16 protein-coding genes are annotated in these 20,926 nt (G+C 68.6%); 7 read left to right on the plus strand and 9 right to left on the minus strand.

The genetic code is table 11. The annotated features are described in order from the left end of the window. Positions 1–2 precede the first annotated feature (2 nt). Positions 3–1,529, minus strand: a complete 1,527-nt coding sequence (locus tag EII35_RS06015; protein WP_125227556.1) for an RNA polymerase sigma factor — start codon at positions 1,527–1,529, stop codon at positions 3–5. Between the two features lie 179 nt (positions 1,530–1,708). On the opposite strand from EII35_RS06015, the gene EII35_RS06020 reads away from it, so the two are divergent. Next, complete coding sequence (locus EII35_RS06020) at positions 1,709–2,638, plus strand: sigma-70 family RNA polymerase sigma factor (RefSeq protein WP_125227557.1); 930 nt, start codon at positions 1,709–1,711, stop codon at positions 2,636–2,638. A gap of 70 nt (positions 2,639–2,708) precedes the next feature. Here the strand turns inward: EII35_RS06020 and EII35_RS06025 are convergent, their stop codons facing one another. The 4 genes from EII35_RS06025 to EII35_RS06040 all read right to left on the minus strand — a co-directional run bounded on the left by EII35_RS06025 (position 2,709) and on the right by EII35_RS06040 (position 9,226). Next, positions 2,709–3,548 (minus strand): acyl-CoA thioesterase, encoded by an 840-nt coding sequence (locus tag EII35_RS06025; protein ID WP_125227558.1) that lies wholly within the window; start codon positions 3,546–3,548, stop codon positions 2,709–2,711. A 7-nt stretch (positions 3,549–3,555) separates the two neighbouring features. After that, on the minus strand, positions 3,556–7,353 hold the full coding sequence (gene hrpA, locus EII35_RS06030) for an ATP-dependent RNA helicase HrpA (RefSeq protein ID WP_260465031.1): 3,798 nt from the start codon (positions 7,351–7,353) through the stop codon (positions 3,556–3,558). Then, positions 7,350–8,228 carry a universal stress protein gene (locus tag EII35_RS06035; RefSeq protein ID WP_185744203.1) on the minus strand — a complete coding sequence of 293 codons (879 nt, stop codon included), beginning with the start codon at positions 8,226–8,228 and terminating at the stop codon, positions 7,350–7,352. Before EII35_RS06035 ends, hrpA begins: the two co-directional genes overlap by 4 nt. 140 nt (positions 8,229–8,368) lie before the next feature. Further along, complete coding sequence (locus EII35_RS06040) at positions 8,369–9,226, minus strand: T3SS (YopN, CesT) and YbjN peptide-binding chaperone 1 (RefSeq protein WP_125227560.1); 858 nt, start codon at positions 9,224–9,226, stop codon at positions 8,369–8,371. An 89-nt stretch (positions 9,227–9,315) separates the two neighbouring features. Between EII35_RS06040 and EII35_RS06045 the strand changes: the two genes are divergently transcribed. The 3 genes from EII35_RS06045 to EII35_RS06055 all read left to right on the plus strand — a co-directional run bounded on the left by EII35_RS06045 (position 9,316) and on the right by EII35_RS06055 (position 11,984). Further along, the gene (locus EII35_RS06045; RefSeq protein ID WP_125227561.1) at positions 9,316–10,236 is read left to right on the plus strand and encodes an AEC family transporter; all 921 of its coding nucleotides are present in this window, start codon (positions 9,316–9,318) and stop codon (positions 10,234–10,236) included. Positions 10,237–10,265: 29 nt separating this feature from the next. Further along, a complete protein-coding gene (locus EII35_RS06050; RefSeq protein ID WP_125227562.1) occupies positions 10,266–11,384 on the plus strand; it encodes a magnesium and cobalt transport protein CorA in 1,119 nt (372 codons plus the stop codon). A 75-nt stretch (positions 11,385–11,459) separates the two neighbouring features. Continuing rightward, on the plus strand, positions 11,460–11,984 hold the full coding sequence (locus EII35_RS06055) for a DedA family protein (protein WP_125227563.1): 525 nt from the start codon (positions 11,460–11,462) through the stop codon (positions 11,982–11,984). On the opposite strand, the gene ilvD is transcribed toward EII35_RS06055, so the two are convergent. Further along, a complete protein-coding gene (gene ilvD, locus EII35_RS06060) occupies positions 11,945–13,786 on the minus strand; it encodes a dihydroxy-acid dehydratase (RefSeq protein ID WP_125227564.1) in 1,842 nt (613 codons plus the stop codon). The genes EII35_RS06055 and ilvD overlap by 40 nt on opposite strands. Before the next feature lie 80 nt (positions 13,787–13,866). On the opposite strand from ilvD, the gene aroD reads away from it, so the two are divergent. Then, positions 13,867–15,126 carry a type I 3-dehydroquinate dehydratase gene (gene aroD / locus EII35_RS06065; RefSeq protein ID WP_125227565.1) on the plus strand — a complete coding sequence of 420 codons (1,260 nt, stop codon included), beginning with the start codon at positions 13,867–13,869 and terminating at the stop codon, positions 15,124–15,126. Here the strand turns inward: aroD and EII35_RS16465 are convergent. The 3 genes from EII35_RS16465 to gnpA form a co-directional block, all read right to left on the minus strand. Beyond that, positions 15,119–15,253, minus strand: coding sequence for a hypothetical protein (locus EII35_RS16465; RefSeq protein WP_260465032.1), 135 nt, complete (start codon positions 15,251–15,253; stop codon positions 15,119–15,121). The two genes, aroD and EII35_RS16465, sit on opposite strands and share 8 nt — an antisense overlap. A gap of 368 nt (positions 15,254–15,621) precedes the next feature. After that, a complete protein-coding gene (locus EII35_RS06075; protein ID WP_125227567.1) occupies positions 15,622–16,968 on the minus strand; it encodes a threonine/serine exporter family protein in 1,347 nt (448 codons plus the stop codon). A gap of 18 nt (positions 16,969–16,986) precedes the next feature. Next, positions 16,987–19,182, minus strand: a complete 2,196-nt coding sequence (gene gnpA, locus EII35_RS06080) for a 1,3-beta-galactosyl-N-acetylhexosamine phosphorylase (RefSeq protein WP_125227568.1) — start codon at positions 19,180–19,182, stop codon at positions 16,987–16,989. 234 nt (positions 19,183–19,416) lie between these two features. Between gnpA and EII35_RS06085 the strand changes: the two genes are divergently transcribed. Both EII35_RS06085 and EII35_RS06090 read left to right on the plus strand, forming a co-directional pair. Further along, on the plus strand, positions 19,417–19,803 hold the full coding sequence (locus EII35_RS06085; protein WP_125227569.1) for an SCO4402 family protein: 387 nt from the start codon (positions 19,417–19,419) through the stop codon (positions 19,801–19,803). A gap of 271 nt (positions 19,804–20,074) precedes the next feature. After that, positions 20,075–20,515 (plus strand): hypothetical protein, encoded by a 441-nt coding sequence (locus tag EII35_RS06090; RefSeq protein ID WP_125227570.1) that lies wholly within the window; start codon positions 20,075–20,077, stop codon positions 20,513–20,515. Positions 20,516–20,926: the final 411 nt, after the last annotated feature.

A 20,926-nucleotide genomic window follows, 5' to 3' on the forward strand; every position in this document is an offset into this window, starting at 1 on the left:
GCTCAGTCGAGGTAGTCCCGGAGCACCTGGGAGCGCGACGGGTGGCGGAGCTTGCTCATGGTCTTGGACTCGATCTGGCGGATCCGTTCCCGGGTGACCCCGTAGACCTTGCCGATCTCGTCGAGGGTCTTCGGCTGTCCGTCGGTCAGCCCGAACCGCATCGACACCACGCCCGCCTCCCGCTCGGAGAGGGTGTCGAGGACGTCGTTGAGCTGCTCCTGCAACAGGGTGAAGTTGACGGCGTCGGCCGGGACGACCGCCTCGGAGTCCTCGATGAGATCACCGAACTCCGAGTCGCCGTCCTCACCCAGCGGGGTGTGCAGGGAGATGGGTTCCCGCCCGTACTTCTGGACCTCGACGACCTTCTCGGGGGTCATGTCGAGTTCCTTGGCGAGTTCCTCCGGGGTGGGTTCGCGGCCCAGGTCCTGCAGCATCTGCCGCTGCACACGGGCGAGCTTGTTGATGACCTCGACCATGTGGACGGGGATGCGGATGGTGCGTGCCTGGTCGGCCATGGCGCGGGTGATGGCCTGCTTGATCCACCAAGTGGCGTAGGTGGAGAACTTGTAGCCCTTGGTGTAGTCGAACTTCTCCACCGCACGGATGAGGCCGAGGTTGCCCTCCTGGATGAGGTCGAGGAAGAGCATGCCGCGCCCGGTGTAACGCTTGGCCAAGGAGACCACGAGCCTGAGGTTGGCCTCCAGGAGGTGGTTCTTCGCCAGCCTGCCGTCGTTGGCGATCCATTCGAAGTCGTCGAGGTCCTCCGGGTCGATGGGGACCTCGGAGTTGCCGAGGCGTTCCTCGGCGAACAGACCCGCCTCGATGCGCTTGGCGAGTTCAACCTCCTCCACGGCATTGAGCAGGGCCACCTTGCCGATCTGCTTGAGGTAGTCCTTCACCGGGTCGGCGGTGGCACCCGCGGAGACGACCTGCTGCTCCGGCTCGTCGGCGTCGTCCTTGTCGGAGAGGGAGAACCCCTCCTCCTCGGTCAGTTCCTTCTCGAGGGTCGCCTCCTTCTCCTCGACGAACTCGGAGTCGTCCACCTCGTCGAGGGAACGCTTCTTGCCCCCGACCTTGAGCACGACGTCGTCCCCGTCGCGCTGGACCTCGACCTCGATCTCGCCGGAGGTCACCTGGGCGATGGTCGGCTCGCCCAGGTCGTCCATGTCGTCGTCGGTGGGGTCGATGTCGACGTCGTCGATCTCGACCTCCTCCGTCACCTCGGGGTCGACCTTCGGAGCACGTGCCCGGGTGGCCTTCTTGGGCGACTCCGCCGCTGCGGCCCTGGGCTTGCGGGTACGAGCGGGCTTCGGCTTCTCAGCGGGCTCCTTCGCCGCCGTGGCCTTCGCGCGGGTACGCGTCGGCTTCTTGGTGGACTCGGCAGCCTCCTCGGCCGCCTTCTCCTTGGGGGCTCGGCTGCGTGGGCTCCTGGTTGCCTTCTGAGAGCTCGAAGCAGGGGTCACGACGTTTCTCCTCGCGTTTTGGGCACGACGGGCCCCGCTTGAGTCAAGAGGGGCGACCACCTTCATCTTTCCACGACGGGCCGTTGCACTCAAACGCAGCCCCGACTCAGGGTCAGGGGTCAGGGGTGCATCACGTCAGACCGTGGTCTGATCTTCCCCTGAGATAACGATTAGGTCACAATTTCTGGAACATTCTGGCCCCGCCACGCGTTTGGATGGGTGTAGACGTCAGAAAGGCGGAACGAATGATCACGACTGCACGGACGAGGAGCACCGACGGCATCGATGGCAAGGATGCCGTGGGACTGTACCTCGACTCGATAGCCAAGACGCCCCTGCTCACCGCTGAGGAGGAGGTGGAGCTGTCGCGCCAGATCGAGGCGGGACTGTTCGCCTCCGAGATCCTCGACGGCAACGAGACGACCTCGGTGGACGCCACCCGGGAGGAACTCGAGGAACTCGTCGAGCTGGGCCAACGGGCCATGCAGCGGTTCATCCAGGCGAATCTCCGGCTCGTGGTCTCCGTGGCACGCAAGTACGGCCGCGCCCAGATGCCCCTGCTCGACCTGGTGCAGGAGGGCAACACCGGCCTGATCCGGGCGGTGGAGAAGTTCGACCACACCAAGGGGTTCAAGTTCTCCACCTACGCCACCTGGTGGGTGCGTCAGGCGATCTCCCGTGGCATCGCCCAGCAGGGCCGCATCGTGCGGCTCCCCGTCCACGTCGCCGAGCAGGTCAACCAGGTCTCGGCCGTGCGCCGCAACCTGGAGCGCCAGCTCGGCCGCGACCCCGAGGTGCTGGAGATCGCCCAGGAGCTCGACCTCCCCGAGGACAAGGTCGTCGACTTGATCCGGTACTCCCGGGACCACGTCTCCCTCGACGCCCCCGTCGAGGCCGACGGCGACACGGCACTGGGCGACCTCATCGCCCGGGAGACCGCCCCGGGACCGGACGAGGTCGTCCTCGACGCGGTGGATCGAGCCCGCCTCGACGGCATGCTCGCCTCCCTCGACGATCGCTCGGCTGACGTGGTGCGTCGCCGCTACGGCCTCCTCGACGGCCGCCAGGCGAAGCTGGCCGACATCGGGCAGCACTGGGGGATCACCGCCGAGCGGGTCCGCCAGATCGAACGGCTCGCCCTCGCGAAGATGCGCGAGTTCCAGGCCGCAGCCTGACCCGACCAGCGCAGTGCCCCCCCCGGAACGGTTTCCCGGCCGTTCCGGGGGGGGGGGCACGTCATCCACCTCAGTCGATGATCCGGATGAGTCCCTCCTGGGCGCAGGAGGCCACCAGCTCCCCGTTCTGGAACAGAGCGCCGCGGCAGAACCCCCTGGCTCCCGATGCGGACGGGGAGACCATGTCGTAGAGCAGCCACTCGTCACAACGGACAGGACGGTGGAACCACATGGCGTGGTCGATGGAGGCGGCCTGCATCGACGGGGAGAGGAACTCCACCTCGTGCTGCACCGTTGAGACGCTGAGGAGCAGCACATCGGTGAGGTAGGCGAGGATCGCCGTGTGCAGGTCGGGATCCTCGGGGAGGGGACCCTGAGTGCGGACCCAGGCCCGCATCACCCCACCCTCCGGGGTGGACCCGGGCGTGCCCGCGAGGCGCACGTCGAGGGCGTCCCACTCCGCCAACATCCGGATCGGCGCCCCGAAACGTGCCTGCAACACCTCCCCCAGCGAGGGGCAGTCCTCGGGCCGGGGCACGTCGCGGGGCTGCTGGGCCGAGTGGGACAGTCCCGGCTCAGGCTCCTGGAACGACGCGTTGAGGTCGAAGATGACGTTGTCGTGCTGCCGCGTGATGACCCGTCTGGCCGAGAAGGTCCGTCCGTCACGGACGTGTTCCACCTCGAAACGCAGGCTCTCCTCCCGGGAGCCCGGCCTGAGGAAGTAGCCGTGCAGGGAGTGGAGCCGACGGGCCCCGGGAACGGTGCGCATCGCGGCCACGAGGGTCTGGGCCATCACCTGGCCACCGAACAGACGTTGCCACTCGGTGTCAGGTTGGGGGCCGCGGTACTTGTCCGTTCCCACCTCGACGAGGTCGAACAGGCGGATCAGGTCTTCAGGAGTAGCTGGCACCGGACCATTATTGTCCCAACTGCCCCATCGCCTGAACGATGCGTTTCGCGGAGACGGGAACCGCGGTCCTCACGCCCTGGGCGAACAGGCTGACCCGGAACTCCTCGAGGAGGAAGGCGATCTCCTCCACCGCCTCGGGCAACGGGCCGGGGGGTTGTGCGTCGCACAGCTCGGCGTAGCGCTCCTCGAGCCGGGCGATCTCCGCCCGGTTGCGGGCCGCCAGCGAGGGGTTCTTCCCCAGGGAGCGCAGCCGCGCCTCGCAGGCCTCGATCCACACCGGGATCCGGTCGAACCACGGGTCCGGTGTGGCCGAGATGAAGCGGTTGAAGGTGAGGTTTCCCAACTGTTCCGTGATGTCCTCGGCGGTCTCGTCCCCGGCGGGACGGGCGGCGAGGAGACGCTCCACCCGGGCCTGGGCCGCCAACGCCCGCGCCGCCGTCGCGACGACCTGGGCGGTGGTCTCGGCCGTGTCGGCACGGACCTGCTCCGCGACGGCGCGGAACGTGGCCTCGTCGCGCACCGCCTCGGGGTCGGTCAACCGTCGGGTCAGCCGGTCGACGGCCTTGAGCCAGGCGTCCTCGAGCAGGGCGGGGACGGTGTCGTAGCTGCTGCCACCCAGGGCCAGCTTGTCGGCGTTGCCGAGGTGGGAGACCACCCACTTCAGCGGGGAGGGGTTGACGAGCGTGATGAGGCGACGCAGCCCCATCGCGTGACTGCGTCGCGCCTTCTCCGCCGTGTCCGCGACCTGCACGCCGACGCTGGCGCCCTCGTCGACGAGGCACGGATGGCCGGTGACCCCGCCGCCGAGTTCCGCCGTCGTGGGGAGTGTGCCGAAGGTCCACCGGGTGGCCCCCGTGGCGGCGAGCCGCCCCGCCGACCGGGTCAGCTTCCCCGCCACCTTCGCCGACAGCCGGACCTTGAGCGCCTCGAGATCCTCCCCGCGCGCGACTTCCCGACCACCGTCGACGACCACGAAGGTCGGGCGCAGGTGCGGGTCGAGGGCGGCCGGGTTCCAGTCGTCGGGGGCGATCCTCGTCCCGGTCAGGGCGAGCAGTGCCTCCGCCATCGCCCGGGCGAAGGGGACCTCCTCACCGACGCCACGCTCCTGAAGCCACGCCAGCGCGCGGCGCGCGTGGTCGGGGGCGGGGACGAACGACGTGCGGATCCGCTTCGGCAGGGACCTGATGAGGGCGACGGCCAGGTCCAGCCGGAGCCCGGGCACCTGCCAGGTGAACGGCGCCACGTCGAGCACCCCCAGCTGCTCCAACCGCACCTCGATACTCACTCCGTCGGCCCCGGTGCCGGGATCGTAGACATAGGACACCGGCAGTTCGAGATCGCCCTGCCGCCAGCGGTCGGGGAAGTCCTGCACCCGGACCTGACCCGGGTCGGTCATGAAGTCGGCGGGGGTCAGCCGCAGCGCCGCATCGGAGTCGAGGCCGCGCACGTACTTGTCGAACGTCGCCCCGGAGACCACCGTCCCCGGCAGGACCCGGTCGTAGAAGTCGTACAGGTCCTGATCCGAGATGAGCAGCTCGGGTCGCCGCATCCGATCCGCCAGTTCCTCCGCCTCCTGGTGGGCGAAGCGGTTCGCCACCACGACGGGGTTGCGGGTCTCCCACTGCCCCTCGACCAGCCCGGAGCGGATGAAGATCTCCCGGGCCTGTTCGGGATGACTCGCCGCGTAGTTGGTGCGGCGGCCGGAGACGATCGGCACCCCGAACAGGGACACGGTCTCCGAGGCCACCACCGTCGCGCTGCGCGGCGAGAAGGTGGGTTCACTGAGCGTGCGGGTCACCAGGTCACCGGCCGCCCGTTCGATCTGGGCGGCCGTCACGGGCGCGACGGTGCGGGCCCACAGCCGGGAGGTCTCGACCAGCTCGTGGGCCACGACCAGCGGCGGGGTGCTCCGGGCACAGGCCGAGCCCGGGGAGATCGCGAACCGCGCGCCCCGGCACCCCTGGTACTCGGTGAGGGGACGCCTGCGGCCCTGGACCTTGGCCGGCGGGGGCAGCGCCAGCCCGATGTTGGACAGCATCCCGGTGAGCAGACAGTCGAGCACCACCTCGAACGGCGCGGTCCCGTCCTCCGGCAGCTCCAGCTCCCGGCAGACCTCGCGGAGCTGGGAGACCAGGTCCTCCCACTCCCGGAACCTCACGAAGTGGAGGAACTCCGCGCGACACAGCTTCCGGAAGGCGCTGCCCGAGAGCTTGCGTCGCTTCCCCCTGAGATACGTCCAGACGTTCATGAGGGCCTCGAAGTCGCCGCCGACGAGCCCCTTCGGCCCTTCCTTGGCGGGACGGGTCCCGGTGTGCACGGTGTGGCGACGCGGCTCGGCGGAGGCGGCCGGGGTGCCCGGTTCGGAAGCCGGGACGGTGAACCTGCGGTGCAGGTCGTCGGCGGCCTGCTGGTGCTCGGCCGGGCGCTCCCGGATGTCGGGCACCGTCAACCCGGCCACGAGCACCTGAACCTGGTGGAGGGCCCCCCGGCGGGAGGCCTCGATGAGCATCCGACCGAGCCGGGGATCCACCGGCATCCGGGCCAGCAGCCGCCCGATGCGGGTCAGGCGGACGTGCTCCCGGCGTCGGCGGGGATGGATCGCGCCCAGCTCCGTCAACACCCGCAGACCATCGCTGATCTGGGAGCCGACGGGAGCCTCGACGAAGGGGAAGCTCTCGACGTCGCCCAACCCGGCCTGAGCCATCTGCAGGATGACGGTGGCGAGGTTGGTGCGGAGGATTTCCGGCTCCGTGAACTCGGGACGGGAGGCGAAGTCCTCCTCCGAGTACAGCCGGATCGCCACGCCGGGGCCGAGTCGTCCGCACCGGCCGGCCCGCTGATTCGCCGACGCCTGCGACACCGGCTCGATGGGCAGCCGCTGCACCTTGGTGCGGGCCGAGTAACGGGAGATCCTCGCCAGACCGACGTCGATGACGAACCGGATGCCCGGCACCGTGATCGAGGTCTCCGCCACGTTGGTGGCCAGCACCACGCGTCGCCCCTGGTGGGGTTGGAACACCCGCTGCTGATCGGCCACCGCCAGCCGGGCGTACAGCGGCACCGTCTCCCACCCCGGCAACCGCAGGGCGTCGATGGCCTCGGCGGCGTCCCGGATCTCCCGCTCCCCCGACAGGAACACCAGCACGTCGCCGGTGCCCGTGGTGGCCGCGATCCCCCGGACGGTCTCGGCGATGGCGTCGACCTCGTCGCTGTCCTCGCCGATGGGTTCGTAGCGGATCTCGACCGGGTGGGTGCGCCCCGAGACCTCCACGACGGGGGCGTCCCCGAAGTGGGCGGCGAAACGGGCCGTGTCGATGGTGGCGGAGGTGACGATGACCCGAAGATCCGGGCGACGCTCCAGCAGCTGCTTCAGGTAGCCGAGCAGGAAGTCGATGTTGAGGCTGCGTTCGTGGGCCTCGTCGATGATGATCGTGTCGTAGCGGTTGAGGTCCCGGTCGTGGGACAGCTCGCTCAGCAGGACCCCGTCGGTCATCACCTTGATGCGGGTGGCCCGGCTGACCCGTCGGGTGAACCTCACCTGGTACCCCACGAACTCCCCCAGCTCCACACCGCACTCGTCCGCGATGCGGTGGGCGACGGTGCGGGCGGCGATCCGTCGGGGCTGGGTGTGGGCGATCCGTTCCCTGCCCGCCAGGAGGCAGATCTTCGGCAGCTGCGTGGTCTTGCCCGATCCGGTCTCCCCCGCCACGACGACCACCTGGTGGTCCCGGATCAACGACGCGATGCGCGGCGCCTCCGAGGAGATCGGAAGCGCCGCGTCGAAGGTCAGGCTCGGCTGACTCACTTCCCGTGCGTGATGTGCAGGGGGCAGAGGGCGTGGGCCATCAGACCACGCAGCAGACCGCCCAGCCCGAAGCCGGGGATGGTCTCCTCGCCCGTGCCGAGCACCAGGACGTCGTAGTTCTCGGAGCGGGTGACGAGTTCGTTGATGGGGGTGGCGGCCACCACGACCACCTCGTACTCGACGTCCGGGTATGCCTTCGCCTGCTCCGCCGCCATCGCCTCGATGCCGCCACGGGTGAACCGGAGGTGCTCCTCGAGGTCGGCCGGCCCCAGTTTCGGCCCGAACAACCCGATGGGGGGCTGCAGGGCGTGGACGATCTCCAAGCGGGATCCCCAAAGGGCCGCCTCCTCGAAGCCGGCGATCAGGGTGGAGCGGTTGCCCGGGCTGGTGTTGAGCCCGACACCGATGAGCTTCTTGTGGCCGACGTCCTGGGGGTGGGCGGCCGCGGAGATGACCAGCACCGGGCAGGACGAGCTGGCCACCACGGAGACGCTGGTGGAGCCGACGAACATCCGCTCCAGACCGGACACGGAGCGGCGACCCACGATGATGAGATCGGCCACCTCGGACAGCCGGCCGAGCACACCGCCGGGCGACCCGAGCACGACCTCCGTGCGGATCCGTTCGTCCGTGAGGCCGCACTCCTTCGCGATCCCCGCGGCGACCTCGTTCGCGCTGGCGCCGGCGTTCTGCAGGACCTCGGGGTCGTAGACCACGCCCCACGCCCCGGCGAGCATCGCGTCATCGACGGCGTGCACCAGCAGCAACTCACCGCCGATGGCGGCCGCGTACGAGGCGCCGTACTTGACCGCGCGCAGTCCGTCCTCACTGCCGTCGACCCCGACGACGATCAGCCTCGGCTTGTTCTCAGTCATCTTGCTCTCCCTCGACGATTCCGGACCGGGACCCCGTTGGCCCGTGGCTCCCGAGCAGCGGGACACGCCTGCGGTGTTCCGTGCTCTCATCCGTCATGTGAGAACTGTAGCCCGACGGCGGGTGATGTGGGGCACGCGGATCAGAGCGCGGGCGGGTAGGTGGTGTGTCCGCCGAGCTTCTGGGCGAGTTCGTTGTCGATGCCGTCGGCGACCTGGGAGATCGACTCCAGCGCCTGCCGCAGGTGGGCGGGCACGAAGGGCTGCGCCGGCACGGACACCTGGGCGAACACCCGATCCCGGTGCAGCGCGAACCGGCAGTAGCGGGATTCGACGTTGAGGTCGTTGAGGACCTCGCAGGCCCGGGACCGGCCGCTCACGTCGTGCACGAGGGGCGCGAAGAGGACCAGTTCCCTGAAGTCGGGGGTGGAACGACAGAACACGACCGTGGAGCCGACCCGGATCGCGACGTCCCCCTGCGCGTTGCGCAGCGCGGGTTGGCCGAACATGCCTGTCAGTTCCTCGTCGACGATGGCGTCCAGCTGCGCCTGGTTCGCGGGCATCACGATCCCGAACTGACCAGGGGTGGGCGGCAGGGGGGTGCTCTCCTGCGGCTTGAGGATCTCGGCGAGCTGATCCGGCTCCAGGAAGATCGGGTGCAGCACCCCGACGATGTCGGACATCGCGCTGGTGGTCAGCTGGGCGAGCTCGGCGAGATTGTCCTGGTCCCGGCTGGTGACCCAGCTGGCCCCGTCGGGTTCCCACCCGGCCTCCTCGAGCCTCGACGAGTCCACGTTGACCAGCCTCGCCCGGATCACCCCGCCTGCGTCGGCCGAGAATCGGACGGCCGGGGAGTCGATGGGGTTCTCCCCTCCCGCGACGGAGATGGTCAGGTCCTCGCTGGCGTCCATGACGGACAGCACCTCGGTCAGGCGCTCGGTGAAGTCCACCCATGCCTGCCGGGTGGTCTCGTCCAGATCGAAGTCCTCGATGTCAGCCACGGTGCGAACCTCCTTGGGGGTCAACCTAGCAGAGCACCGAGGGCACGCAAGGCAAAAGCCCTTCCCCACCGGGGGCATAACCTGTTCTCGTGCTCGCCGTGCTGACCGGTTTCTCGACGATCCTCGTGGCCGTCGCGGTCGGCCATGCCCTGGGGGGCCTCAAGGCCTTCCCGAAGGAGGCCGTCAGCACCGTCGCCGCCCTCGCCTTCTACGTCGCCACGCCGGCGAAGATGTTCCAGGTCGCCTCCAGGGCCGACCCCTCGGCCCTGTTCAGCTCCTACCTGCTGGCCTTCCTCGGCGCCTCGTTGCTCACCGTTGCGGTGTCGGTGGTCGTGGGCTGGCGGCTCAGCACCGAGCGGAAGGTGATGACGGCCATGGGTGCCGCCTACACCAACACCGCGAACCTGGGACTCCCCATCGCCCACCACGTCCTGGGGGACGCGGCGTGGGTGGCCCCGCTCTTCCTGGTCCAGGTGATGTTCCTCCAGCCCTTGGCGCTGCTGCTCATGGATGCCGTCCGGGCGCGAGGCGACTCGCGTCGGCTGGGGGTCGGCGCCCTCGCCCGCCTGGTGCTGTCCAATCCCGTGACCCTCGGCACGATGCTCGGTTTCCTCGTCGGTTGGTCCCGGGTGCAGCTGCCGGCCTTCATCTCCGCGCCGATCGACCTGCTGGCGGAGATGTCGATCCCGCTCATGCTCATCGCCTTCGGTCTGGGGCTGCGCGCCTCCGGGCTGCCCCGACGCCTCACGTCCCGAGCCGTCGTGATGGTGGCCGCCAAGTGCCTGCTCATGCCCGCCGCGGCGTGGACGATCGCGACGCTGGCGGGAATGGGTCCCGAGCAGGTGCGGGCAGCGACGGTGCTGTCCGCCCTGCCGACGGCGCAGGTGGTGCTCGTCCATGCGATCCGCTACGACGTGGAGGTCCCACTCATCCAACAGGTGTCCGTGGCGACGACGGTACTCAGCATGCCCGTCATCGCGGTGGGTGCGCTGCTCACCCCGTGCGGATAGTCTCCAGGATGACCCGACCAGGAGGTGACATGTCCCGCAATCCGTTCCGCCCCTTCATCCGTCGCAACGCCGAGGCACCCGAGCCCCTGGACCTGCCGTCGCCCCCGGAACCGGACCTGACGGGACGCAACTCCCTGGTCAACGCCCGGCTCTACGTCCGGGGCCGCTGCGTCGCCACGGCCGCCACCCTCGAGGAGGCGTTCTCCCTGATGGCGGATCATCCCGAGGCCTTCGCCTGGTTCGGCCTGTACCGGCCCGGCAAGGACGAGATGACGCGTCTCGCGCAGGAGTTCCGGCTCAACCCCCTGGCGGTCGAGGACACCATCGTCGCCCATCAGCGTCCGAAGCTGGAACGCTACGAGGACACCCTGTTCATGGTCCTGAGGGCCGCCCACTACGACGACGGCAACGAGCAGGTGCTCTTCGGCGAGGTGCACGCCTTCACCGGGGAGCGGTTCATCGTGACCGTCCGCCACTCCGAGTCCCCGGACCTGACTCGGCTCCGCAACGACCTCGAGGCCCATCCCCAGCGCCTGGAGAAGGGCTCACCCATGGTGCTGCTGCGACTCCTCGACATCATCGTCGACGACTACGAGCCGGTGGTGCGGGGGCTGGAGAACGACGTGGACGAGATCGAGACCGAGGTGTTCAGCGGCCATGCCCAGGCGAGCCGGCGCATCCACCAGCTCTCCCGCGAGGTCATCGAGTTCCAGCGGGCGCTGCGGCCGCTCCGGCAGATCATCGACACGTTGCGCACGGACCGGGCCTTCACCGGTCTCGGGGTGCGGCGGCTGCAGGAACTGCGGGACATCGAGGATCACGCGATCGCCCTCAACGAGCGCACCGATTCGATGCGCGACAACCTCCAGTCGATCCTGCAGGTCAACCAGGCCCTGCAGACCCAACGGCAGAACGAGGAGATGGCGGCGATGACGCAGGCCGCGCTGCAGCAGGGCGAGACGTCCAGGCGGATCGCGGCCTGGGCGGGTGTGCTGTTCGTCCCCTCCCTCATCACGGGCACCTACGGGATGAACTTCCAGCACATGCCGGAGCTCGGATGGATCTGGGGCTACCCCTTCGCCCTGCTGCTGATGCTGGTCTCGGGTCTCATCATGTACCTGCTGTTCAGGTCCCGTGGCTGGTTGTGAAGCCGGGTCAGCTCGCCCTTTGGAAGCCGGGGTGAGGGTGACCTAAGCTGGGGTCTCCCCGATCGAGAGGACCCCATGAATCCCGCCGACTGGCAGCTCCCCTTCTGGTGGACGGTGTTCGCCTTCTTCGTCATCGTCATGCTGCGGGCGAACGGGACCTACTGGATCGGGCGGGGCATCATCGCGGGAACCGGTCGGACCCGCTGGCGGCGGGCGTTGGAGACGAAGGGGTACCAGAGCGCCTCGGCGCTGATCAACCGTTGGGGTCCCCCCGCCATCACCCTGAGCTTCCTCGTGATCGGCCTCCAGACGATGACGAACCTGGCGGCGGGGGTGACCCGGATGCCCCTGCGACGCTATCTACCGGCGATGACCGTCGGCTGCATGATCTGGGCCCTCATCTACGGCACCGGCGGGCTCATCTCCTGGGCGCTGCTCGTCGCGGCGTGGCGCCACAACCCGGTGCTCACCGCGATCGGCGTGGTCGCCGTGGTGACCCTGTTCGCCGCATGGTTCCTCCGTCGCGGCACGGCACCGGAGGAGTCCCTCCCCGTGTGCGTTCAGCAGAACCGCCTCGAGGCCCCCTTGTCCGCGGACTGAGCAAGGGAACCGTAGATCCTGAGGGCCGTGGAGACCGGGCGCTGTCTCGTCGCCGGCTGGTAGCCGACACCGGCCTCGAGTTCGGCACGACGATCCGCAAGTTCCTCGTCGCTCACCTGGAGGGTGAGGGTGCGGTTCGGTATGGAGATGTGGATTCGATCCCCGGTGCGCACGAGGGCGATGGGACCCCCGGAGGCCGCCTCCGGTGAGACGTGGCCGATGCTCAGCCCTGAGGAGCCGCCGGAGAACCGCCCATCCGTGATGAGGGCACACTTCGGTCCGAGCCCCAGTCCCTTGAGGTAACTGGTCGGGTAGAGCATCTCCTGCATCCCCGGCCCACCCTTCGGCCCCTCGTACCGGACGATGACGACGTCGCCCTCCTTCACCCTGCCGCCGAGGATGGACTCGACGGCCTCCTCCTGGGACTCGGTGACGAAGGCCGTTCCGGTGAACTCCCACTGGTGCTCGGGAACCCCGGCGGTCTTGACGATCGCGCCGTCGGGGGCGAGATTGCCCCGCAGCACCGCGAGGCCCCCGTCCCGCGTGTACGGGTGCTCGACGGAGCGGATGCACCCGGTGGCGGCGTCCAGGTCGAGGCTCTCCCACCGGTTGGTCGAGCTGAACGCCTCTGTGGTGCGGACCCCGCCCGGGGCGGCGTGGAAGAGTTCGACCGCGGCAGACGTCGCCTCCCCGCCCCGGATGTCCCAGTCCGCGAGCCACTGCCGCAGGCTCGGCGCATGCACCGCGTGGACCGCCTCGTCGAGCTTGCCGCCCCGGTGCAGTTCGCCGAGGATCGCGGGGATACCGCCCGCCCGGTGCACGTCCTCCATGTAGTAGCGCTCGGAGTTCGGGGCGACCTTGGCCAGGCACGGGGTGACGCGGGAGATCGCGTCGATGTCGTCCTGGTCGAAGTCCACCCCGGCCTCCTGGGCGGCGGCCAGCAGATGGAGCACCGTGTTGGTGGAGCCGCCCATCGCCACGTCGAGGCGCATGGCGTTGCAGAACGCCTCCCTCGTGGCGATGGACAGGGGCAGCACGGTCTCGTCGTCCTCGTCGTAGTACCTGCGGCACAGCTCGACGACGAGCCGCCCCGCCTCGAGGAACAGGTCCCGCCGGGCCGCGGCCGTGGCCAGGGTGGAACCGTTGCCGGGCAGGGCCAGGCCGATGGCCTCCAGCAGACAGTTCATCGAGTTCGCCGTGAACATCCCGGAGCACGAACCGCAGGTGGGGCAGGCGCTGCGTTCGATGCGGCCCAGTTCCTCGTCGGAGACGGTTGGGTCGACGGCAGCGGTCATGGCGTTGACGAGGTCGAGCGACGTGGTGGCCTCCCCGTCGCGGATGATGGCCTTGCCCGACTCCATGGGGCCGCCGGAGACGAAGACGGTGGGGACGTTGAGGCGCAGGGCGGCCAGCAACATGCCCGGGGTGATCTTGTCGCAGTTGGAGATGCACACCAGCGCGTCGGCACAGTGGGCGTTGACCATGTACTCCACCGAGTCGGCGATGAGTTCCCGGCTCGGCAGCGAGTACAGCATCCCGCCGTGGCCCATGGCGATCCCGTCATCAACCGCGATGGTGTTGAACTCCCGCCCGATCCCCCCCGCCTGCTTGATGGCGCCACTGACCAGTGCCCCCATGTCGCGGAGGTGCACATGCCCGGGCACGAACTGGGTGAAGGAGTTCGCCACGGCGACGATCGGTTTGCCGAAGTCCTCCTCTGTGACCCCGGTGGCGCGCCACAGCGCGCGGGCACCGGCCATGTTGCGGCCGTGGGTGGACGTGCGGGAACGAAGCGCGGGCATGTCTCTCCTTCATGCAATCGATGGCACAGTGTAGTGGTCATCAGCGGAACCCCGGGGTGACGTACCGCTAGCCTGACGCCATGGGATCGGTTCAGTTGCGCGACGTGTGCCTGGGGACGGGGCGCCCAAAGGTGATCGTCCCGGTCCTGGGGGAGACGGTCGAGGAACTGCTCGCCCGGGCGTCCGACCTGTCGGGGGTGGACCTCGACATCATCGAGTGGCGGGTGGACCATCTGGCCCCGACCCCCTCACCAACAGCCATCGCGGGGATCTCGCCCCGGCTGCGGGAGGTCATCGGGAACAGGCCACTGCTGTTCACCTTCCGCAGCCGCGCCGAGGGCGGCGCCCAGGACATCGCGCCGGGGCGCTACGAGGAACTCAATGTCGCCGCCATCGCCTCGGGGATGATCGATGCCGTCGACGTCGAGCACCGCTTCGATCGCTCCGCCGGGGACGCCGTGATGGCCGCCGCCGTGAGTGCCGGGGTGGCGGTGATCGGCAGTGTGCACGACTTCGCGGCAACGCCCACCCGGGACGAACTCGTGGCCGAACTCGTCGCGATGCAGGAGCGGGGATGTGCCGTCGTGAAAGCGGCCGTCATGCCCCACTCCCCCGGGGATGTCCTCGACCTCATGACCGCCACCTGGACGATGACCTCCCGGCACCCCGCCACCCCGGTGATGACGATGGCGATGGGCGGGCTCGGGCTCGTCACCCGGCTCTGCCCTCAGCTCACGGGCTCGTGCGCCACGTTCGCGACGGCGGGCAGGGCCTCCGCACCGGGGCAGATCCCGGTCGAGCAGCTCCAGCCGGTGCTGGACCTCATGGCCGCCCAGCTGCCCGCCCCGGCCGTCGCGCTCATCGGGCTCCCCGGCGCGGGCAAGTCGACGGTGGGGCCGAGGCTGGCCCGCCGTCTCGGGGTCCCACACCTCGACGTCGATCACGTGCTGGAACAGCGCCAGGGCCGCAGCATCGCCGAGATCTTCGCCAGCGACGGGGAGGCCCACTTTCGTGAACTCGAGCGCGACCTCACCCTGGAGCTGTTGGCCTCCCCCGGCGTGCTGAGCCTCGGCGGCGGGGCCCCCATGACCCCCACGATCGCGCAGGCCCTGACCGGGCACCCCGTCGTCTGGCTGCAGGTCACCCCCGAACAGGCGGCCCGCCGGATCGGCAGGAACCGGTCACGTCCCCTCCTCGCGGGCGAGGCTCCCCTGGACCGGCTCCGTCGGCTCCTCGAGGAGCGGGGCCCCACCTACGCGCAGCTCGCGACGATCACCGTCGACACCAGCCACACCGACACCGCCGAGGTCGTCGAGTTGATCCGGGAGGAGCTCAGTTGATGCCGAGGAGCTTTGCCTTGGCAGCCTGGAACTCCTCCTCGGTGATGAGTCGTTCGTAGCGGAGATTACTGAGCTTGCGGATCCGCTCATCCATGGGCTCACGGGAGTCGTCAACGATGACTCTCACGACCGATTCAACGTTGGGAGGCGGCACAACCGGGCGCACAGGGTGCGGCGGCGGGACCACGGGTGGCGCCCACTCCCTCTGAGGCTGCTTCACAGGCCGTTTGTCACGTCTGAGCAGGAGGTACGGCCCCACCAGAACACACACGATGGTCAGCTCAAGTCCCATCATCTGGAATGGTCCTCCTGAGATGACCCCAATCACCTTGGCGATCAAGCTCATACCGCCGACCGTGGTGAGCAACACGCCCCAGAAGTACCGCGCCCAGCGTAGACCTTGCCCGGGACGGTGAGGACCCCTACGTTCGCATCTCACAGTTGAACAGTACCGGCTCCGGAGTCAGCCCCGCCCGCTGCCCCCACTGCAGGAAGTCACGGCTTGGAGCGACGACGCGTGAGGGGAAGACGCAACGTGGGCGGGTCGTCGCGGGTGAAGATCCACTCCGGGTCGGTGAGCATCCGCGCAGCCGACAGCCCTGCCACCATCGCAATGACCCCCAACAGCGTCGCGATGCCCTGGGCGACCGCGTGGCCGATGTCCCCGGCGTCGAAGTACAGGAGGGTGCGCAGGGCCGACGAGCCGGGGAACATCACGAGCAGGGTCGGCACCGTCATGATGATCTTCTCCAGACCGAGGAGGTGCGCCAACCAGGCGCAGGTCACACCCATGAGGACGCAGGCCGTGAAGATCGCAACGTGGTCGGCCACCCCGGCGTCGGTCATGGCCAGTCGGGTGCTGCTCCCGGCCACGCCGATGCCCGCCGAGACCAGCGCCACCCGAAGCGGCGAGTTGAGCATGAACGCCCACCCGAAGACAGCGACGAAACTCGCCACCAGACGTAGCCCCCACAGCAGGGCCGGGGGCAGGGCCGTCACCGGGGTGGGGAACGCGGTGATGCCACCCAGTTTCGCCACGACCCAGACCCCGATGATGATGGCGATGAGGATCATGGCGGCGTAGGCGGTCCGGGAGACACCCGCCGTGAGGTCGAGCCGGGTGAGGTCAAGGCCCGCCGTCACGAGCGGGAACCCGGGGATGAGGAAGATCGAGGCGCAGACGAACCCGGCGGCCAGATTCGGGCTCGGTTCCCCCAGGATCCCTTGGATCACCGCGGCTGCCAGGAGGTAGGCCGCTGATGCGGTCAGGGCGGAGGAAACCACCACGGCGAGATGATTGAGGTGCCACCGACCGAGTCTGCGGAACATGAGGTAGGCCAGTCCCGAGGCAGGGATGACCGCTGCTGCTTCCCGGGGCCCGCCACCGGCCAGCAGGGCGATGCCCGCGCAGGCGAGCGCGACGAGGAGTCCCCGCAGCCACGCCGGGTGGAGTTGGGGATGTCCCTCGATGGCGTCGAGACGCTGGTGCAGCTCCGTCGCGGTGATCCGCTCCGGCATGTCACGACTGAGCTGCTGCAGCACCGCGATGCGGTGGGCGTTGACCTGGGGGCGCCGCACCTGGGTGACCAGCGTCCGGAACACGCCCCGGCGTCCGACGGTGATCGTCAGCTCGGTGAAGCCGATGGAGGCCGCCATCCGATCCAGCCCGAGGGCCGCCGAGGCGCGGCGCATCAGCTGCCGGACCCGCAGGGCACTCGTACCCGCCCCCAGCATGAGCCCACCCGCGCGGGCGACGGCCTCCGCGCGTCGGATGAGATGGTGGGGCTCCAGGGAGTCCTCGAACTCCTGGTCCCCGAAACACTCCGGGTCGGGCCTGGTCATCCCCCGCAGTCTACGCCCTCACAGCTCCAACCAGCGGGACTCCATGGGGGCCAGATCGAGCTCGTGGCGTCGCGGCTCCCCCTCCCCGGTGAGCCCCTCGGCACGACCGGCGACGACGGTCGAGACGGCCTCACGGGAGTTGTTCATCACGAGCACCCTGCCCGCCTCGGGGTAGACCGCCACCTCCACGGCCACGTTCGACGGCGTCCACGCGGTGTCGAACTCGTCCTCGCGACCGGCCGCCCAGTAGAGGGCTCGATGCAGCAGGCGTGAGTTGTCAGCGGAGTAGGGCAACCCCGCCACATAGACGGCCCGCCCCTGACCACACCGACGCACGGCGAGGTCGACGGAGGCCCCGTTGAGCCGGAGGATGCGGGTGGCGTCGTCGATGGCGAAGATGTCGCCGGCCCCCTCCCCGACGTCAAGCCGATCCAGGTCCGCGGTGATGAAGTGGTCGGGGTGTTCGACGGGATACCGGTCGGTGGACTGCGAGATGCCGAGTTCCTTGTCCACCCCGAGCACGTCCGACAGCTGGAAGTAGGCCCCCTCGCGCAGCACCGCGGAGGGCTCGCCGACACCGATGAGGCCGCCGCCACGGGCGACGAACCGTCGTACCGCCACGGCGAGTTCGGGGTCCCGCCATTCGGGCCCGCCCGAGAAGGCCGTCTCCGCGGCCCCGATGTTCATCACGACGTCGAGTTCGTCGAGCGCCCCGGCGCGTGCCTCGTCGAAGGAGACGAAGGCGAGGTCGAACGGCAAGCCGGCGAGGGCCTCCAGCACCCCGAGGTAGGAGTAGATCTGCTTGTACCACAGGGCATGCGCCACCATGTGGGTCTGCCAGGTCCGCAGGCTTCCCCAGGCGTTGAGGATCCCCACCCGGATGGGGGCGGTGGCGGGACGTCGACCGCCGCCGAGGTCGTGGATGGCGCGGAACTCGTTGCAGATCTGCTCCACGCGGGCCATGAACTCGGGGAACTTCACGGCCAGGGAGAGGTATCCGCCGTAGCCGATGCGGTCGAGGGGGTGCCGGGCGATGGCGCGGCGGGCCTGCAGCCAGGAGGAGTTGGCCTCCCCCAGCGGGTCGCCACCCTCGCGGAAGACATCCGGGAAGAAGTAAGGCAGGAACCGCCCCTCCGTGTACCTGACCCCGGGGATGTCGGAGATCATGCGGCAGGTCGCGGCTGAACCGACGGAGCCGACGACCCCGTCGATCCCGGTGGCGGCGAAGTGCTCCCCATAGGGTTCGGTGCCCATCCAGTTGTCCCCGAGGAACATCAACGCCTCCTTGCCGTGGGCGTGCACGATGTCCACGAGTTCCTTGACCCTGGCGCACACGAATCGGGTCTGGAAGTCGATCCAGTCCCGGTAGGTGCGCGACGGCGGCCGGAAGGAGCTGTTGTAGTAGCCCTCGTCGACGAAGTCCTCGGCGCGGAGCCGATAGCCGTACTCGGCCTCGAAGGCCTCCATCGCGAGGGGTGAGACCGAGGCGGAGTAGCCGAACCAGTCGACGAACTTCTCCTTCGCGGCGTCGTTGAAGACCAGCGTGAAGTGGTAGAAGAACGTGGTGAAACGCACCACGTCCACCTCGGGGCGTTCCCGGCACCAACGCTCCAGGGAGGAGACCATGTGCTGCCAGGCGACCGGGTGCCGGGCGTCGTAACCGATCTCGCGCACCCGCGTCGGGTCGTTCTCCCAGTTGTTGGTGATGTAGTTGTACATCTGGGTGGAGTCCCAGGTCTGCCACGCGAGGAAACTCACGGTGTAGACGTGGAACGGCTTCGGCTCGGCGATGGTGACGGTGACCTCGGTGCCCGCCCCGTCGATGCTCCACCCCGCCACGGGGACGACCTCGCCGGAGGTGCGGTCGATGACCTCCCACCAGCGCTGGGCGTCGCCCTGGTCGGGCTCCACCTGGAGCCGGTAGTACCCGGCCATGACGTCGATGGTCAACGGACCCGAGTCGGGGGCCGCGACCCGCTCCGACATGAGGTAGAAGCGGGGCCGACAGTCGGGGTTGGCCAGCGCGAACTCCTGGTCACCGCGTGAGGGGAAGTAGGTCTCGTAGACCTTCACCCCGAGCTGCGGCGTGATCTCGGGAAGCCAGGTCCCATCCGAGTTGCGCACGGCGTCGGCCCCGAGCCGGGCCAGGATCTCGGGAAGCTGGTCGTCCATCCCCTGCTCGATGGGGAGCGTGACCCGGCCCTTGGAGTTCATGCGGTGTCCTGTCTGTCGGTTGCAGCGTCACGATAGCGAGTCCTCTCGGTCCGTCGGCACCGACGAACACACGGAGTGTTCGGGGCCTCGCCCGAGGGGAGCAGCCACAGCTCATCCCGCACCTCACGGTCACGAATCTTGAAGCGTTTCAAGGGTCTCAACGAACAAGGGCGGCGGTTCGCGTCCGGCCCACGGTGCGCCCCCCCTGTCCACGCACCGTCTACGCTCAATGCCATGGGCCAGGTCTCGAAGGACCCCATCGAGTTCCCGTACATGCGGGCTGAGGTGGTCAACGCGCTACGTTCCCTCAGTGACCCCGCGACCCAGTACAGCGAGTGGGTCGGCTGGGGCCATCTCGACCTCTGCATCCACATCCTCTACGACGACACCACGGTCATACCGAACCCTGAGGCGAGCATCGGATCCCTGATCCACGAATCAGAGGCACCAGCCCTCGACGTCCTTGACACCGTCCTGGGACCCATGATCGACGACCTCGGCGACGTACCCGACCAGGTATATCTCGCCGACCACCGCTGGCCGTCCGTCATCCACGCCGCCGCCAACGCCCTTGCCGCAATGGAGGCCAACGACCCATCGCCGGATGGGAACGATCGGTGATTGAGCTCGGATTCGACGAGGGACCCATCAGCGAAACCGTCCACCGTCTCGGCGGAGCATCGCGGATCAGAGGGTGCGCGGACAGGCGAATCCACTGCGTCCGCTCCAGTGACCCCTTGGCAGCGTTGTCCTCCTCGATTGCCACGCTCCAGTGTGCTCCTCGTCGTCCGCCTTGCCCCACGCACCCCAACTGTGTTCGCAACTGGCCAACCCGTTCCGCCCCACAGGCAAACTGCACCTCCGGTCTTCCCTTGCCTCACAGGAGACTCCAGTGACTGGGAGAAGGCTTCGGTTCGACATCCCGACCCAAGCAGGAGGAAGATTCATTGATCTTGCGGACGTCATCCCCGCAGTCCGCCCAGCGGGACTTCTCTGGGATATGGCCGACGCCTGGGTGGTGACGAAGGCAGGGACTCCCGACGAGGTGAGGCGGATATTTGACCTCGCCGAGCACACCGTCGTTCCACTCCCTTGGAAAACAATTGAGCAATGCGCCAAGTGGGCCTCCCAGTGCAACGATTTGACACTGCGGGGATACGCGGACACCTCAAGGAAGAACATGTCGATTGAGATTGCGGCCTTCGACTCCCAGGCCTGGGAGGTGACGGTGAAAGACGCGACGCGTTTCGATGAGACCATGCTCATGCCCCTTGGGGGCAGGTGGATGTGGGTGGACGAGCTCGGCCAAACCTTGGGACCCTGTCAACAATGAGTGACCACGGGGCCTGTTCAGGCAAGCGGTCAAAGTGGCTCGAAACAGGTGCTTCACTGTCTTCTGAATGGACCTCCCGAGCCAGGTTGGGCGTGACAGGCGGGAAACCCGGAACAGGACAGGCGAAACTGCCACGGTCACGAATCGCCGTCCCGCTTCCATGGCAGCGTTGACGTCGCGGTCCCGCCGAAGAAAAGCGGCGATTCGTGACCACCCCATCCTTAAGTCACCCGCCCACCGCTCCCTCCCGTCGGCCTCCGCAGCACGCCGATTCGCCTGCCTTGGACCGGAAACGCCCGCCTAATGTCAAAACGCCTGCCATGTGATGTCTCAGGAGATCGGTGACAGTTCTGCCTCAGGACATCGGTGACGTTTCTTGTGTCAGGACATCGGTGACGGAGTGGGTGTAGA

Source organism: Arachnia propionica (assembly GCF_003932785.1).
Classification (GTDB): Bacteria; Actinomycetota; Actinomycetes; order Propionibacteriales; family Propionibacteriaceae; genus Arachnia; species Arachnia propionica_B.

Coding starts and splice junctions, on each gene's coding strand:
- EII35_RS06050 (WP_125227562.1), top strand. CDS start 10,266: ATGTCCCGCAATCCGTTCCGCCCCTTCATCCGTCGCAACGCCGAGGCA.
- ilvD (WP_125227564.1), bottom strand. CDS start 13,786: ATGCCCGCGCTTCGTTCCCGCACGTCCACCCACGGCCGCAACATGGCC.
- aroD (WP_125227565.1), top strand. CDS start 13,867: ATGGGATCGGTTCAGTTGCGCGACGTGTGCCTGGGGACGGGGCGCCCA.
- EII35_RS06085 (WP_125227569.1), top strand. CDS start 19,417: ATGGGCCAGGTCTCGAAGGACCCCATCGAGTTCCCGTACATGCGGGCT.
- EII35_RS06020 (WP_125227557.1), top strand. CDS start 1,709: ATGATCACGACTGCACGGACGAGGAGCACCGACGGCATCGATGGCAAG.
- EII35_RS06075 (WP_125227567.1), bottom strand. CDS start 16,968: ATGACCAGGCCCGACCCGGAGTGTTTCGGGGACCAGGAGTTCGAGGAC.
- EII35_RS06015 (WP_125227556.1), bottom strand. CDS start 1,529: ATGAAGGTGGTCGCCCCTCTTGACTCAAGCGGGGCCCGTCGTGCCCAA.
- gnpA (WP_125227568.1), bottom strand. CDS start 19,182: ATGAACTCCAAGGGCCGGGTCACGCTCCCCATCGAGCAGGGGATGGAC.
- EII35_RS06035 (WP_185744203.1), bottom strand. CDS start 8,228: ATGACTGAGAACAAGCCGAGGCTGATCGTCGTCGGGGTCGACGGCAGT.
- EII35_RS06055 (WP_125227563.1), top strand. CDS start 11,460: ATGAATCCCGCCGACTGGCAGCTCCCCTTCTGGTGGACGGTGTTCGCC.